We start from the raw sequence: 15,122 nt of genomic DNA on the forward strand, positions 1-15,122 counted from the left end.
TAGCAGCGATTTTGCGCTAAAAACAAAAAGGCCTTGAAATTTTCAAGGCCTTTTTAAAAATTTTATTTAAGATTAAGCTTCAGCAACTTCTTGCGTTAAGGCTTCATCAACTAAAATACGTCCGCAGTGCTCGCAAACAATAATTTTTTTACGTTGACGAATGTCTAATTGGCGCTGAGGCGGAATCTGGTTGAAACATCCTGAACATGAATCACGATCGATAGTTACAACAGCTAAACCATTTACAGCATTTTTGCGTAAACGTTTGTATGCAACTAATAAACGTTCTTCAATAGCTGGTTCAGATTTATCTGCTTTAGCTTGTAAAGCTTGTTCTTCTTTTTCAGTTTCTGAAGTAATTACGTTCAATTCGCCTTTTTTAACCTCTAAGTCTTTCTTTCTACCTTCTAGCTCAGCTAATGCAGCCTGGTAAATTTCAGTTTTAGAAGTGATTTCGAAACCGTGTTCTCTAATTTTCTTTTCAGACACCTGAATATCTAATCCTTGAATCTCAATTTCTTTAGTTAAAGCATCGTATTCACGATTATTTTTAACTTCTTTTAATTGAGTATCGTATCTTTTTATCGCTGCTTGCGCATCTTTAATAGTATTTTTACGGGTTACGATAGAATCTTCTAAATCATCAAGCTCTGACTTAATTTTCTGGATTCTGGTTTCTAATCCTAACACATCATCCTCAAGGTCGGCAACTTCCATTGGCAACTCACCTCTAACCTGACGGATTTTATCGATTTTTGTGTGGATATTTTGTAATTCGTATAAAGCTTTTAGCTTTTGTTCTACGGTTTGTTCCATTAAAACAAGTAATTTATGGGGTTTGTATTTTGCTCCGTTAAACGGATTGCAAAGTTAGTAAATTTTTTCTGAATAATTTCAACCAATAAATTTGATGTAAATTGTTCAGTTTCAAAGTGTCCGATGTCGGCGATGATGATTTTTTCTTCTGCATCAAAAAACTCATGATATTTAAAATCTGCAGTAATAAAAGCATCTGCTCCGGCTGCAATGGCTTCCTTTAACAGAAAACTACCAGAGCCACCACAAACCGCAACTTTTTTTATCCTTTTAGGTAAAACCGATGTATGGCGAACCACTTTTGCATTCATTTTATCTTTTACCATGTGCAAAAAATCATAGGCTTCCATATCATATTCCAACCAACCCAACATGCCCGAGCCAACTTGCTGATGCTTATTTTCAAGATTATAAATATCGTAAGCCACTTCTTCGTAAGGATGATTTTCGAAAAGCGCAACCAAAATTTTTCTTTGAGATTGTACCGGAAAAATGGTTTCAATACGAATTTCAGCTTCGTGATGCTGGGCGCCTCGTTCACCCACATAAGGGTTTGCATCATCGTTTGCTTTAAATGTGCCTATGCCGTTGGCGTTAAAACTGGTTTCACTATAATTACCAATATTGCCGGCACCTGCGTAAAATAGTGCCTGCCTTAATTGTTCTGCCTGCGCTTGCGGACAAAACGTAACCAGCTTTTTTAAAATACCTGACTTTGGCGCTAAAACTTTAATTCCGGTTAAGCCTAATCTATCGCAAATGCGGGCGTTAACTCCGGTATGTACACTATCTAAATTGGTATGAATGGCATATAAGGCTACATTGTTTTTTATCGCTTTTAAAACAACTCGTTCTACATAGTTTTTGCCATTAAATTTTTTTAAGCCTTTAAAAACAATTGGGTGATGGGTAATGATAAGATTACAACCGGTAGAAATTGCTTCATCAACAATTTTTTCTACACAATCAAGAGCCACCAAAGCTGCACGAATTTCCATATTCGGGTCGCCAACAATTAAACCAGAATTATCATAATCTTCCTGGTAATTTAAAGGCGCAATACTTTCGAGGTAGTTTGTAATTTCTGATAATCTCATGGTATAAAGATAGAAAATTTGAGGTTTTTTGTTCGAAAGGAATTTTTATTATGCGTTTTCTTAAGTTAATAACATTAGGCTTTAGGAGGGGAAAAACCCAGGCTAAGAAACGCAGAACTTTCGATTCTAAACCCGATAGAAATGAAAAGCCCGCAATCCCGAACTTGTTTCGGGAGCGGACTTGAAAATGTATAGCGGGACGAACGCTTAACTATTGAACTGAAGTTGCTTTTCAAAAAAGAAATTATTGGAAGCCACCCATTCTAACCATTTGTAAGCTTTCGAAAGCCATTTTTTGGTTGTGCTCAAAAGCTAATTGTTTATGATTAATGATATCTACAATAGAACCGATAAAACACAATCCGATTGTAAACAAATACAGTAATCCCATTCCGATTTGACCGATAATAAAGCGCTGTAAACCGGGAACTAATAATAAACCTATGATACAGAAAATTAACATATCTGATGGGTTTTTCCTTTTGCTGCTGTAAACCATTAAAAAGTTACGCAATTGCTGCTCGTTTAAACCTGTGGTTGCTTGTTGTAAGTATGAATATTCTTCTGGCGTTATACCTGGTAACGACATTAGAGGTGATTGATAAATGTCCATAATATTATATTTTTGATATTGTGTGTTTATGTTGTACTACGTTATTTGCTAAAATTATAATTCTGTAACCTAATATTGCCAGCGCCGGAAATCCAAACCAATGTTGTTTAAAACTTTCGGCAAATTCTCCGTGAAAAATATGGCTTATCGAACGTCCTAAGCCGCAACCGGGGCACCAACTTTCAAAACCTAAATTTGCCAGCGGGCAAAGCGTAAAATGATGCTCATGAGTATTAGCTACTGCTAATAAACTTAAAGCTGTTACCCAGAAAAATAATTCTATCGGGAAGCTTTTAAAGTATTTCATTGTTATCAATTTATATGGTTTAGAGGCTTTTAAGAATGTTTTGTTACAGATTTTGGCCCTAATTCGACGAATGGGCGTTAAATAACGACAAATTACTTTTTTAATTCGAAGAGTTTGAGTTCATGGATTTTTGAATTACTTTTTTCGAAAATCAAAAGTATGTAAAAAACCTTAATGCAGGTTCACGGTTAATTCTATAATAGAAAGCTCAATTGAGAAATAAACCTTAAATTTGTGTTAGTGAATATCCGCGATTTAATAAACCGATACAAAACCGACGACAGGGTTACAGCTTTTACAAAAGCGCTGAATTCAGCAAAAAACCCGAAAATTCAATTAAAAGGATTAGTAGGCTCTGCCGATGCTGTCGTTGCACTTTCTTCATATTTTTTACTTCATAAACCTTTATTGTTTATTTTTCCTGATAGGGAAGAAGCCGCTTATTTTCAATCGGATTTGGAAAGCGTGTTGGATAAGCAGGTTTTACTTTTCCCATCTTCATATCGTAAATCGTTTGATTTTACTCAGGTAGATACGGCAAATGTTTTGGCCCGTGCCGAAGTTTTGAATGAGCTTAACCACGATTCTGAATATGGAAAAATTGTGGTTTCTTACCCTGAAGCTATTGCCGAAAAGGTTATTGACCGTTCTGCACTAGAAAAAAACACTTTAGAAATTGCAGTTGGCGCAAAGCTTGGCATCGATTTTATTAATGAATTTTTAATTGATTACGATTTCGACCGCCGTGATTTTGTATACGAACCAGGGCAGTTTTCCATCCGTGGTGGTATTGTAGATATATTTTCTTTTTCTTCGGATTTACCTTTCCGAATAGAATTTTTTGGCGATGAAGTAGAAAGCATTCGTAGTTTTGATATCGAAAGTCAGCTTTCGGTTGCCGACACTAAATCGCTTACCATTGTGCCAAATGTACAGGCGAAGTTTTTAACAGAAAGTAACATCAGCATTTTAGATTACATTGATGCTGATACCCAACTTTGGTTTAAGGATATTGAATTTACCCTCGACATTGTAAAAGCAGGTTATAAAAAGGCTGTTGAACTTTGGAAGGCTTTATCGGCAAATGATAAAACTCAAAACCCCGAGTGGATTGACCCGAAATTTGCTTTTACGGATGAGAAGCTTTTAGGCGACCATCTTCAGGATTTCCCGATTATAGAATTTGGTAAGCAGTTTTTTTATCAAACGGATAATCGTTTTGAGTTTGAAACTCGTCCACAGCCGTCTTTTAATAAGGATTTTAACCTACTCATTCACAACTTAAAAGAAAACGAAAAGGCTGGTATCGTAAACTTCATTTTTACTGATTCGCCTAAGCAAATTGAGCGTTTGTATGCCATTTTAGATGATATTGATAAAAGTGCAAAGTTTACACCAATAAATAGCATGTTGCGTGAGGGCTTTGTTGATGCACAAATTCAAACCGCTTTCTACACCGATCATCAAATTTTCGATCGTTACTACAAATACAAGCTTAAAAAGGGTTATCAGAAAAGTCAGGCTATAACTTTAAAAGATTTAAGAGAGCTTAAATCTGGCGATTATGTTACCCATATTGACCATGGAATTGGAAAATATGCAGGTTTAGAAAAGGTTGAAGTAAACGGAAAAACGCAGGAAATGATTCGTTTAATTTATGCAGATAATGATTTGTTGTATGTAAACATTAACTCTTTAAATCGCATTGCGAAATACAGCGGTAAAGATAGTGGCGTACCTAAAATGAATAAATTGGGTACCGATGCCTGGGACAAGCTAAAAAAAACCACTAAAAAAAAAGTTAAAGATATTGCCCGGGATCTGATTAAGCTTTACGCTTTACGCAAAACACAGGCAGGAACCGCTTTTTCTCCCGATGGTTATTTGCAAACGGAACTAGAAGCATCTTTTATTTATGAGGATACACCAGACCAGTTAAAAGCTACACTTGATGTAAAAAAAGACATGGAATCGCCACATCCAATGGATAGATTGGTTTGTGGAGATGTAGGTTTTGGTAAAACCGAAATTGCCGTTCGTGCGGCTTTTAAAGCCGTTGCAGAAGGTAAACAAGCAGCAATTTTAGTCCCGACTACTATTTTAGCCTTACAACATTTTAAAACGTTTTCTTCCCGCTTAAAAGATTTTCCGGTTACGGTTGATTATATAAACCGCTTTAAAACCAGTAAGCAAATTAAAGATACGCTTGCAGAGGCGGCTTCAGGAAAGGTTGATATTTTAATTGGTACACACCGCTTGCTTAGCAAAGATGTTAAGTTTAAGGATTTAGGCATCATGATTATTGATGAAGAGCAAAAATTTGGTGTAACCGCGAAAGAAAAATTAAAAGCCTTACGCGTTAATGTTGATACGTTAACGCTAACGGCTACGCCGATTCCACGAACCTTGCATTTTTCTTTAATGGGTGCAAGGGATTTATCGATTATCAGCACACCGCCACCAAACAGGCAGCCCGTTAGTACAGAACTACACGTTTTTAATGATAAATTAATTCAGGAAGCGATTCAGTTTGAATTGGATAGAGGCGGACAGGCATTTTTTATTCATAACCGGGTTAACGACTTGATGCAATTGGGCGGTTTGATTCAGAAATTGGTACCAAAAGCCAGAATTGGTATTGCCCATGGTCAGTTAGATGGCGATGCTTTAGAAGATGTGATGCTTGATTTTATCAACGGAGAAAAAGATGTTCTGGTTGCCACAACCATCATCGAAGCAGGTTTAGACATTCCAAATGCCAACACAATTATCATCAACCATGCACACATGTTTGGCTTGAGCGATTTACACCAAATGCGTGGTCGTGTTGGCCGAAGCAATAAAAAGGCGTTTTGTTATTTGCTTTCGCCGCCTTTATCAACCCTAACTTCTGAAGCCAGAAAACGACTTAGCGCTATTGAGGAATTTTCTGATTTGGGCAGCGGTTTTAATGTTGCGATGCGAGATTTAGATATCCGCGGTAGTGGAAATTTATTAGGCGCCGAACAAAGTGGCTTCATTGCAGAAATTGGTTTTGAAATGTACCATAAAATTTTAGATGAAGCTATTCAGGAGTTAAAGGAAGCTGAATTTAAAGGTTTATTTGAAAATGAACCCGCTCGTCCGTTTGTTGGGTTTACGCAAGTTGATACCGATTTAGAGCTTTACATTCCTGATGCTTACATTACCAACATTACAGAGCGCTACAACCTTTATACAGAGTTATCTAAGCTGGAAAACGAAACGGATTTAGCCATATTTGAAAAGCATTTAGCTGATAGATTTGGACCGGTTCCGCCGCAGGTAAAAACGATGCTTAGCGTGGTTAAGTTACAGTGGTTAGGCAAAAAGTTAGGTTTCGAGAAAATCAGCTTTAAGAAAAACAGTTTGCGTGGTTACTTTTTAAGCGATAAACAATCGAAATATTTCGACACCGAAACGTTTACTAAGATTTTAAGTTTTGCTCAAAATCATCCACGAATGTGTAATTTAAAAGAAGTTAAAAACACCTTAAGAATTGCTTTTGATAACATTTCAAATGTAGATGAGGCCATACAAGTATTAGAATTAATTGATTAATGTTGGATTCTACACTACTGCTCGATTTGGTAAAAATGCAAATGCCTTATGGAAAATATAAAGGCTATTTGATTTGCAACGTCCCCGAAAGTTATTTGCTTTGGTATAAAGATAAGGGTTTTCCAAAGGGAAAACTGGGCGATTTGATGGCAACAATGTTCGAAATTCGGGTTAATGGATTGGAATATTTGTTAACGCCATTGAAGAAAGGGGGATAATTAGATTTTACGTTTTGGCCTTTGAGGGCACAAAGCTATTCGAAGCAAATCCTTTAGAGAAATCATCATTGCGAGGCAATGACGGAACTTTCTATATCTGCGTTGATTAGCGTAATCTGCGGGAGAATAATCTATATCTCACACCCATTTTCATCACAAATAGCGTCATCATTTTTGTTTAACGAAGTTATTTGTGTTTTAGGCTGCGCCAATTTCCACTCTGTAAAACTTTGTGTTAAAGCATCAGAAAATGCTTGTACAGGTTGAGCACCTGAAACGCCAAACTTTCTATCCATTACAAAATATGGAACGCCGCGAATGCCCAAATTTTGGCTTTCATAAACATCATATCGAACGGCTTCGGCAAATTCATTTCCGTTCAAAACCGCCTCAGCCTCTAGTCTATCTAGGCCAATTTCTTCTGCAATGTCAAGTAAAACCGATTGTTCACCTAAGTTTAAACCGTTCACAAAATGAGCTTCAAAAAGTTTTTCTTCAGCAAAATCCTGCAAATCGTGCTTGGCCGCCAAATGAATTATTCGGTGTGCATCAAAAGTATTGGCGGGAATATTTTTATCAAAATTTATAGTCAAGCCGGCATTTGTTGCCATATCAACAACCTGTTTGGTCATCTGCTTAGCCTGCTCAATTGGCATTTCCTTACTTCGCGATAAATAATCGTAAATAGTTTCGTTGTTTATGTTATGATATTCCGGATTAAGCTGATAGCTTTTCCATTCAACCTCTATTTCATTTTTAAACGGCAGTTGCTCAATTGCCTGCTCAAAATGACGTTTACCGATATAGCAAAACGGACACATAACATCCGACCAGATTTCTACTTTCATCTTGTAAAATTAGGAGATTCATTTTGAAGCTAAGTAAGCCAAAAGTAAAATCAATTTTATGCGCAAATGTGTTTGCCAATCTAAATTTTTAATTATTTTTATCGTTTAAACCAAACAAAAATTATGAAGAAAACTATTTTAATGCTCTTAGCATTTGGCGCTAGCTTTGCGGCAAAAGCACAATTTGAAGGCTCAAAACAAATTTGAAAGCCCAAAACTTAAGGCAGAGAAAACAGCTCACAAAACTGTTGCGATTATCCCTTTTATTACCAAAATTTCTTACAAAAAACAGCCAAAAAGTTTCAGCGTAGAAGCCAATCGCGATCAGGAAAGAACCATGTCGAAGTCTATTCAATCGAGTATGTATACTTTCTTATTGAGGAAATCATCGGATTATACCGTTGAATTTCAAGATCCTGACAAGACAAATATTTTGCTTAAAAAAGCTGGCGTGCAAGATAAGTTAGATGAAATGACGAAAGACGAACTTGCTAAAATTTTAGGTGTTGATGCGATTTTAGGTGGAAACTTTGAGACAGAACAAACTAAATCTGAAGCCGGCGCTATTGCGTCTGCTGTTTTATTTGGAGGCTTTGGCGGTAAAACCGGAACTGGTACACTTACCTTAACCTTAAATAGCGGTTCATCAGGTGATTTATTATGGAGATTTTTCAAAACGATGAACGATAGTATTACAACTTCAACGGATGATCTGGTTGAACACATGATGAGAAAAGTTTCAAGAAATTTTCCCTACTCAAAATCTTAATATTATCTAAAATTAACAATAAAGCCACCTTAAAATTTAGGTGGCTTTATTGTTGGCTATTATTTATACAGCTGATTAAAAATCAGTTTGAAAGTTCCGTGTGTTTGCGCTCTAAATGCAATCTCCGGGCCAAAAGCGAGTAGTTTTCCTTTACCAATTTTGGCTTCAAAAGCAGTAACACCATCTTGCAAATAGGCTTGCCCCCATGCCCAACCGCTACGTAATGGTGTAGCAGTGTTAAACCACATTAAAGGCTTAATTTTACCATTTACAATGGCATCGCCGGTTAATTTAAAAACCGGGCTATTGTCGAAATAAATATCAGCTTCTTTTTCCATACCCCAATTTGCAGATTGAGCATTATCAACCTCAACATTTAGTACACTTCCCGGCACATAATATTTTTCGTCTGGAAGTCTTTTTTCTGTTCCATTAACAATTTCTACCATCGCATTGCGAACCGGTAAGTTTAAATGATAAGCCAGATTGGTACTAGAACCAATTGTTATCACATTTCCACCTTCTTCTAAAAATTTTTTTATTTGTGGAACTGATTTATCCGGAGTGATTCTTCCTGTTTGTTTCTTGTACTCATCCGGAATATTTTGAGCCGTTTGAGCACCAAAACCACCACCCCCACGTCCAGTAGATGCTGCGCTAGGTAAAGGAGGAATTGCGCCGCCTACAAATAAAATCACGTCATATTTAGATTTTAAGTTGCCTGCGTCAATATCCTGCGGATAAATAATTGTGGCGTTGTAATGGTATTGTTCCATCATCCAACGCACCCAACCAGATGCCATTGAGCCACCATAAGTATCCCAAATTGCAATTCTTCCGGGGTTAATTTTTACTTTATTAGCCGGAGCCGAAGCTGATTTAATTTTAACATTTGCTTTTTCAAGGATGCTCTTTGTATTTCCTGAAGCTGAAACATAAAAATCGCCATTTTCTGTTGAACGATAAACATCAGCCTTTGCTTTTAGTAAATCATTAACTGCAACGTAAGAATCGTTTTGTGCAGCACTTAACACATAACCAGAACCAGAGGGAATTTTATTTTCTGGTTTTAACAACTGTCCGAAAGGAATTCGCTCAAACGGACCAGTAAAGTCGTTTAAAAACCTATCAAATTTAACATCCATCATATAAGCTAAGGTCCAACCAGCCGCATCATAAGGCGCTGTAGGTGCGGCACCTTCGTATTTAAAATCATTCGGGTGGTCTTGTGGCTCAAACATATCCAAAACATGCGGACGGAAAGCCTGATCTGTTTTTACAATATAACTGCCGGCAGGGTATTTCTTACCTTCAACCGTAAAGGATGTAGTTGCTTTTTGAACTAAAATACCGGTTCTGATTAATGCATTCAAAAACTTAATTGCTGAGTTAAAATCAGGCTGATCTGCTGATAAAATATAACCTCTTGGGTCGCGGTTTGCAGGCGCAGTCATCACAGTATCAAAGGCTTTTATACTTATCGTTCTTCTGCCGAATTCACCAACGGTAGCGGTTTGAGATTTAGCCGCAGCATTTATTGCGTCAATTTTCTTCGGAGAGAAAGCCCAATAATCCTTTTTGCCTCTATCGATTGAGTTTCTACCCATTTTGTAAATGTTAAATAGCAACTCATCGCGGTAGCGTTGTGCGTAGCCTAAAACTGCATAATTTAAAGAAACAGAATAATCTATTGAATTTTTAAAGAACCATTTCCTAGGCGTTATTGGATTTGGCGAATCTCCGTTTGGTAATAACCTGGAAGGAACCAAAGGAATTTCTGAAGGTGTGGGGCTACCAACAATTTCTGTTAATAAGCCAATCATATTATGAAAATACGTAGTGGTACGCAAGCCTCCGTTATACCAGGTAGAAAAAACAGAGCCACCTCTTTGAGTATAGCCAGGTTTGCCTTCAACATTCATGCGGTTGTGCATGGCTGCACCAACAGCATCTAAACTTGTCAAAATTGTGGCGTCAAAAACGTAATTAAATGGGTCGCGGTATGGCGGTCCGGCCACTATAGTTCCCGCAGGACCAGCCTGGTGATGGTTATACATAATTTGAGGTATCCACTCTACAAAAAGCTGGCGTCCCATATTTTGCGTTTCCTTCAAATTAAGCATGAAAAAATCTCGGTTGTTATCATGTCCGGCATATTTCTCGTACAATCTTGGTAAGCCAGAAGTTGTTCGTTTCTTCGGATCTTTTTCACGCATATACCAATCGCCCACAAGTTCCTGCCCATCCGGGTTGGCATGTGTAAAAAGGATAATCACATTATCCAAAATTCTCATGGTTTCAGCATCAGTTTTAGAAGCAAATTCATAAGCCGTTTGAATAAGCTGATGTGCACCAACCACCTCTGTTGCATGCAAACCTCCATCAATCCACACTACAGCTTTACCTTCTTGTGCAAGCGCTTTTGCTTGTTCGGTGGTTATTTCTGCATGTGCCAATTCCTGCGAAATTTCCTTATATCTTTCTAATTTTTTTAAATTTTCTGGCGAGCTTACCACAAGCATATATTGGCTTCTGCCTTCTTCGGTTTTACCGATATCTACAAGCTTAACCCTTTTAGATGTTTCAGCGAGTTTTTTGAAATAAGCTTCTGTTTGAGTGTAGTTTGCAAGCTGGTAATCATCGCCGATATCGAATCCGAAATGGCTTTTAGGGCTTGGCACTTCTTGAGCAACAACCACAGTGCTACTCAAAATTAAAAAGGCAAAGCACAGCTTCTTAAAGTAGTTTTTAATCATAGTTTGGGAAAGTTTGGTTGGTTGGAATCAAATATAATGAGAAAAGCCGCTTTAAATTCTCTGCTGTAAATTTGTTACTTAAATAAGCGCTTACGGTTTTTTTTGCAGGAATAAAATTTGAAGCATTCTTATGCTAAATTGCATAATGGAAAATGAAGTTTCGGAAGAACATTTGAAAGAAATTGCCCGCCAATTGAGCTGCCCCGATGGTGAATATGGCATAAAAACCGGCGAAATGATGAACAATAGCAATATTGGTATGACTCGTAGTGCAATAGATGCTTTAAAGCTTAAGCCGAATGATGTAATCTTAGAAATTGGACATGGAAATGCAGCTCATGTTGCCAACATTTTAGATAGTGCCGAAAACTTAACTTATTACGGGGTCGATATTTCTAAAACCATCATCGCAGAGGCGGAGAAAATTAATGCCGAATTTATTAAAGAAAAGCTGGCTTCTTTTACCTTAACAGATGGCAAAACTATACCATTTGAGGATAATAAGTTTGATAAATTATTTACGGTGAATACGATTTATTTCTGGCAAAATCCTTTTCAATATCTTCAGGAAATTAGACGGATTTTAAAGCCAAATGGCTTATTAATTATTGCCTTTGCAGATAAAACCTTTATGGAAACCTTGCCTTTTACAAAATTTGGTTTCAATCTTTATGATGAATTAAAAGCATTTGAGATTTTAAGTAATGCTGGCTTTGAGATTTTAAAATCGGAGCATAAAAACGAAGCCATTGAAAACAGCAAAGGCTTTATGGTTAACCGCGATTATTATGTGCTTAGCGCTATATGCCATAAATAGCAGCACAGCATTTTGTTAAATAAACCGGATTGCAGCGGAAATCCTTTTAAAGTTGCAGTTACGATGAATCGCTGTCATCGGCAACCTATGAAACAGATGCTTCGTACCTCAGCATGACAGAAGCTTAAAAGATTGTAGCAAAAAGCCGGACTGAAGGAAGTTCTAATGTGCTTCAGGGCCTTTTCAAAGAGAATATTTTGTCTTGCAAAACTTAAGAAGTCTATACACCATAGCAACAGACTTCGTACGTTTCTCCAAACGCTAATACAAAATCAGGTATAAATAGGCGTAAACAACCGGCGCTGCAAGGAGTAAACCATCAAACCTATCTAACAAGCCGCCATGGCCAGGAAGCAAACCGCCGCTATCTTTGGTGTCCAAACTACGTTTCAACATAGATTCTACTAAATCGCCCAGGGTGCCGAAACTCGCTATTAAAATTGCCATACCAACCCAAATTACAGGGCTGTGTTCTAAAAAAAGAAATGACAAACCATAGGCCACTAATGCGCTGGTAAACATGCCACCAAAAAAGCCTTCCCAGCTTTTTTTTGGTGAATGGCGCTCAAATAACTTTCGTTTTCCGTACTTAACGCCAAACATATAGGCACCCGTATCGTTTGCCCAAAGCATTAATAGAAAAGCTAGCGGTAAATGGAAATTGTAAGCGTTCCAATCGCGAAGAAAACCTAAGGCATGAAAAAAGCAAAAAGGAATGGTTACATAAACAAAGCCCACAAAAGTGTAAGAGATATTAGCAAAGGGAATTTTGTTTTTCTTATATAATTCGGTAATAAAAACCGAGAATACGAGCGGAATACAAAGCAATAAATACTTAACATCGTAATCTAAATAATGCAATCCTGCTGCCATTAAAAAAATTAATGCACCAGCAATTATTCCAATATTTCTATGCGGACGAATGCCAGAGTTTTTTATCAGCTTATAGAACTCGAATAAGGATAGTACGCTTAAAATCAGGTAGAAAATTGTAAAGGTATAGGAGCCAAGAAAGATGGATCCAAGCATTACAATTGTGAAGAAAAAAGCGGTTATGGCTCTGGTTTTCATGATTTAGAATAGAAAACTGTAGATGGATAATAATAGATTGGCAAAGCGCTAATCAATTTCGTTTTTAACAATATACTCAATGGCTTTATCGAAATCGGCTTTATTTACCAGCACATTAATTTCGCCAATATTGTAAGCAGAAAGCTGCTTGTTCATGATTACGGCCGGAATATCTTCCTCAATTAATCCTTGCTTTAAAACTTCTGCGGCAAATGCATCGCTTGTTGTATATACTTTAACCCAATTTTCGCTCACGTTGTGCTGTATCTTTAAAAAATTTAAACAAAGCTATGGTAATTATTGCACTAATTAAATAGCCGTACCAAGGAAAACCCAAAGGCTCATCGGCTTTATTTAATGGGATGTTGTTTTTTTGCAGATACAATGAAACGCAAACGGCGTAGGCATTATTTAGGAAATGGGCTAACATGGCGTACCAAATGCTTCCGCTGTAATAGTACAAGTAGCCAAAACCCGCTCCCAATAGCATTCTGGGCACAAAACCGTAAAACTGCATGTGTATGGCACTGAAAATGATGGCTGAAATCCAAATTGCGGCATGATGATTTCCAAACATTTTATCAATTGAGCGTTGCACACCACCACGAAACATTAATTCTTCTCCAATTGCAGGTAATACCGCAATCATAACCAGGTTAACTATAAAATCCCAGTTATTTCTAACCGTTAAAAGCTGAATGGTCATTTTCATTGCGGCCGCTTCGCTTTCTTTCATCCAATCTTCTACCCATTTTAAGCTTTTTGGAAAGCTCATTTTTTGATTCCATATTGCCGTCCATTCCATTAAAGGCATAGAGAAAATCATAATCACTAAAACCAATATCAACAATATGAATGTAGGCTTTTTAAACCCATAAAAGGCCGTTGTTTTTGTTCCGTTTGTTAATGCAAGCGCTATTGGCGGTAAAATGAACATGCCTATTGAAGTGGCAATCTGAAGTATTTTTAAGGCATCAATGTATTTCGGATTGCCAGAAGTAATTAGTGCAAAATCTTTAATTATAGCTGAACCATAAATACCAAAAAGAATAATAAAAGATATAATTGTGAATACTACGGCTCCGATTATTGCGTAAAATAAAAGTAAAAGTAATTGCAGGAAAGGGTTGATTTCTTCCTTGTTAGGTGTTACAACATTCATTATTTGTACCTTTGTATGTTTTATTAATCGTTGAAGATAGAAAATGTCTGTTAAGATAGGAAATATAGATTTAGGTGAATTCCCGTTATTGCTTGCACCAATGGAGGATGTTAGCGACCCGCCGTTTCGTTTTGTTTGTAAACAGAATGGTGCAGATTTAATGTACACCGAGTTTATTTCTTCTGAAGGATTGATAAGAGATGCAGCCAAAAGTATTCAAAAGCTCGATATTTTTGAATACGAACGCCCAATTGGGATTCAGATTTTTGGAGGCGATATCGAACACATGCGAGAAGCATCTGAAATTGCTTCTGCAGCAAACCCGGATTTAGTTGACATTAACTACGGTTGCCCGGTTAAAAATGTGGTTTGCAAAGGTGCCGGTTCTAGCTTGCTTCGCGATATTGATAAAATGGTAAAAATGACCGAAGCCGTAGTTAAAGCTTCGCATTTACCTGTTACGGTAAAAACCCGTTTAGGTTGGGATGATGATACCAAAAATGTTTATGAAGTTGCAGAGCGACTTCAGGATGTAGGCATTCAGGCTTTAACTATTCACGGCAGAACCAGAGCACAACTTTATAAAGGCGAAGCCGATTGGACTTTAATTAGAGATATTAAACGCAACCCTCGTATTCAAATTCCAATTTTTGGCAATGGCGATGTTGATAGCCCTGAGAAAGCAGCAAACTGGCGAATGGAGTATGAGGTTGATGGGATAATGATTGGCCGAGCAGCAATCGGTTACCCGTGGATTTTTCGTGAGGTTAAACATTTCTTTAAAACTGGCGAACATTTAGCTGGTCCAACTATAGAAGAACGCATAAACGTTTGCCGTACGCATTTAGATAAATCTATTGAGTGGAAAGGCCCTAAAACCGGAATATTTGAAATGCGTCGTCATTATTCAAATTATTTTAAAGGTTTACCCGATTTTAAACCATACAGAATGCGCCTGGTTTCTGAACCAGATATTGCAAACATTCACAGTATTTTAGACGAAGTGGCAGAAAAATTTGCCGACTACAATAGCGCCGGCGTAATGGCTTGATTTTTGAATGGCATTTCT

General features: G+C 37.2%; 14 protein-coding genes. 5 read left to right on the forward strand and 9 right to left on the reverse strand.

Annotated features, from left to right (window positions below; genetic code table 11):
* Positions 1 to 72: 72 nt before the first annotated feature.
* The 4 genes from LUA90_RS05430 to LUA90_RS05445 all read right to left on the reverse strand — a co-directional run bounded on the left by LUA90_RS05430 (position 73) and on the right by LUA90_RS05445 (position 2,833).
* Positions 73 to 816 carry a zinc ribbon domain-containing protein gene (locus LUA90_RS05430; RefSeq protein ID WP_231490578.1) on the reverse strand — a complete coding sequence of 248 codons (744 nt, stop codon included), beginning with the start codon at positions 814 to 816 and terminating at the stop codon, positions 73 to 75.
* The gene (locus LUA90_RS05435; protein WP_231490579.1) at positions 816 to 1,913 is read right to left on the reverse strand and encodes a Nif3-like dinuclear metal center hexameric protein; all 1,098 of its coding nucleotides are present in this window, start codon (positions 1,911 to 1,913) and stop codon (positions 816 to 818) included. Before LUA90_RS05435 ends, LUA90_RS05430 begins: the two co-directional genes overlap by 1 nt.
* A gap of 244 nt (positions 1,914 to 2,157) precedes the next feature.
* Positions 2,158 to 2,526, reverse strand: a complete 369-nt coding sequence (locus tag LUA90_RS05440) for an NINE protein (RefSeq protein WP_231490580.1) — start codon at positions 2,524 to 2,526, stop codon at positions 2,158 to 2,160.
* A gap of 4 nt (positions 2,527 to 2,530) precedes the next feature.
* Positions 2,531 to 2,833 (reverse strand): DUF2752 domain-containing protein, encoded by a 303-nt coding sequence (locus LUA90_RS05445; protein ID WP_231490581.1) that lies wholly within the window; start codon positions 2,831 to 2,833, stop codon positions 2,531 to 2,533.
* A gap of 240 nt (positions 2,834 to 3,073) precedes the next feature.
* On the opposite strand from LUA90_RS05445, the gene mfd reads away from it, so the two are divergent.
* Both mfd and LUA90_RS05455 read left to right on the forward strand, forming a co-directional pair.
* Positions 3,074 to 6,412: a transcription-repair coupling factor gene (gene mfd, locus LUA90_RS05450; protein WP_231490582.1), complete on the forward strand. Its 3,339-nt coding sequence runs from the start codon at positions 3,074 to 3,076 to the stop codon at positions 6,410 to 6,412.
* A complete protein-coding gene (locus LUA90_RS05455; protein ID WP_370634276.1) occupies positions 6,412 to 6,630 on the forward strand; it encodes a DUF3820 family protein in 219 nt (72 codons plus the stop codon). Before mfd ends, LUA90_RS05455 begins: the two co-directional genes overlap by 1 nt.
* Before the next feature lie 131 nt (positions 6,631 to 6,761).
* On the opposite strand, the gene LUA90_RS05460 is transcribed toward LUA90_RS05455, so the two are convergent.
* The gene (locus LUA90_RS05460; RefSeq protein ID WP_231458569.1) at positions 6,762 to 7,478 is read right to left on the reverse strand and encodes a DsbA family oxidoreductase; all 717 of its coding nucleotides are present in this window, start codon (positions 7,476 to 7,478) and stop codon (positions 6,762 to 6,764) included.
* A 184-nt stretch (positions 7,479 to 7,662) separates the two neighbouring features.
* On the opposite strand from LUA90_RS05460, the gene LUA90_RS05465 reads away from it, so the two are divergent.
* Positions 7,663 to 8,247 (forward strand): hypothetical protein, encoded by a 585-nt coding sequence (locus LUA90_RS05465; RefSeq protein WP_231458570.1) that lies wholly within the window; start codon positions 7,663 to 7,665, stop codon positions 8,245 to 8,247.
* Positions 8,248 to 8,306: 59 nt separating this feature from the next.
* On the opposite strand, the gene LUA90_RS05470 is transcribed toward LUA90_RS05465, so the two are convergent.
* A complete protein-coding gene (locus LUA90_RS05470; protein ID WP_231490583.1) occupies positions 8,307 to 11,003 on the reverse strand; it encodes a M14 metallopeptidase family protein in 2,697 nt (898 codons plus the stop codon).
* A gap of 145 nt (positions 11,004 to 11,148) precedes the next feature.
* Here LUA90_RS05470 and LUA90_RS05475 point away from each other — a divergent pair, with 145 nt between their 5' ends.
* The gene (locus tag LUA90_RS05475) at positions 11,149 to 11,820 is read left to right on the forward strand and encodes a class I SAM-dependent methyltransferase (protein WP_231490584.1); all 672 of its coding nucleotides are present in this window, start codon (positions 11,149 to 11,151) and stop codon (positions 11,818 to 11,820) included.
* Positions 11,821 to 12,081: 261 nt separating this feature from the next.
* Here the strand turns inward: LUA90_RS05475 and LUA90_RS05480 are convergent, their stop codons facing one another.
* From LUA90_RS05480 to LUA90_RS05490, 3 genes are read right to left on the reverse strand one after another with little or no spacing between them, the layout of a single operon-like run.
* The gene (locus LUA90_RS05480) at positions 12,082 to 12,891 is read right to left on the reverse strand and encodes a phosphatidate cytidylyltransferase (protein WP_231490585.1); all 810 of its coding nucleotides are present in this window, start codon (positions 12,889 to 12,891) and stop codon (positions 12,082 to 12,084) included.
* A gap of 48 nt (positions 12,892 to 12,939) precedes the next feature.
* A complete protein-coding gene (locus LUA90_RS05485) occupies positions 12,940 to 13,146 on the reverse strand; it encodes a putative signal transducing protein (RefSeq protein ID WP_231458574.1) in 207 nt (68 codons plus the stop codon).
* A complete protein-coding gene (locus tag LUA90_RS05490) occupies positions 13,127 to 14,053 on the reverse strand; it encodes a CPBP family intramembrane glutamic endopeptidase (protein WP_231458575.1) in 927 nt (308 codons plus the stop codon). Before LUA90_RS05490 ends, LUA90_RS05485 begins: the two co-directional genes overlap by 20 nt.
* Positions 14,054 to 14,096: 43 nt before the next feature.
* On the opposite strand from LUA90_RS05490, the gene dusB reads away from it, so the two are divergent.
* Positions 14,097 to 15,104 carry a tRNA dihydrouridine synthase DusB gene (gene dusB, locus LUA90_RS05495; protein WP_231458576.1) on the forward strand — a complete coding sequence of 336 codons (1,008 nt, stop codon included), beginning with the start codon at positions 14,097 to 14,099 and terminating at the stop codon, positions 15,102 to 15,104.
* Positions 15,105 to 15,122: the final 18 nt, after the last annotated feature.

Origin of the sequence: Pedobacter sp. Leaf170 (assembly GCF_920984665.1) — a bacterium.
Classification (GTDB): domain Bacteria; phylum Bacteroidota; class Bacteroidia; order Sphingobacteriales; family Sphingobacteriaceae; genus Pedobacter.

Coding starts and splice junctions, on each gene's coding strand:
- LUA90_RS05430 (WP_231490578.1), bottom strand. CDS start 816: ATGGAACAAACCGTAGAACAAAAGCTAAAAGCTTTATACGAATTACAA.
- LUA90_RS05435 (WP_231490579.1), bottom strand. CDS start 1,913: ATGAGATTATCAGAAATTACAAACTACCTCGAAAGTATTGCGCCTTTA.
- LUA90_RS05440 (WP_231490580.1), bottom strand. CDS start 2,526: ATGGACATTTATCAATCACCTCTAATGTCGTTACCAGGTATAACGCCA.
- LUA90_RS05445 (WP_231490581.1), bottom strand. CDS start 2,833: ATGAAATACTTTAAAAGCTTCCCGATAGAATTATTTTTCTGGGTAACA.
- LUA90_RS05455 (WP_370634276.1), top strand. CDS start 6,412: ATGTTGGATTCTACACTACTGCTCGATTTGGTAAAAATGCAAATGCCT.
- LUA90_RS05460 (WP_231458569.1), bottom strand. CDS start 7,478: ATGAAAGTAGAAATCTGGTCGGATGTTATGTGTCCGTTTTGCTATATC.
- LUA90_RS05470 (WP_231490583.1), bottom strand. CDS start 11,003: ATGATTAAAAACTACTTTAAGAAGCTGTGCTTTGCCTTTTTAATTTTG.
- LUA90_RS05475 (WP_231490584.1), top strand. CDS start 11,149: ATGGAAAATGAAGTTTCGGAAGAACATTTGAAAGAAATTGCCCGCCAA.
- LUA90_RS05480 (WP_231490585.1), bottom strand. CDS start 12,891: ATGAAAACCAGAGCCATAACCGCTTTTTTCTTCACAATTGTAATGCTT.
- LUA90_RS05490 (WP_231458575.1), bottom strand. CDS start 14,053: ATGAATGTTGTAACACCTAACAAGGAAGAAATCAACCCTTTCCTGCAA.
- dusB (WP_231458576.1), top strand. CDS start 14,097: ATGTCTGTTAAGATAGGAAATATAGATTTAGGTGAATTCCCGTTATTG.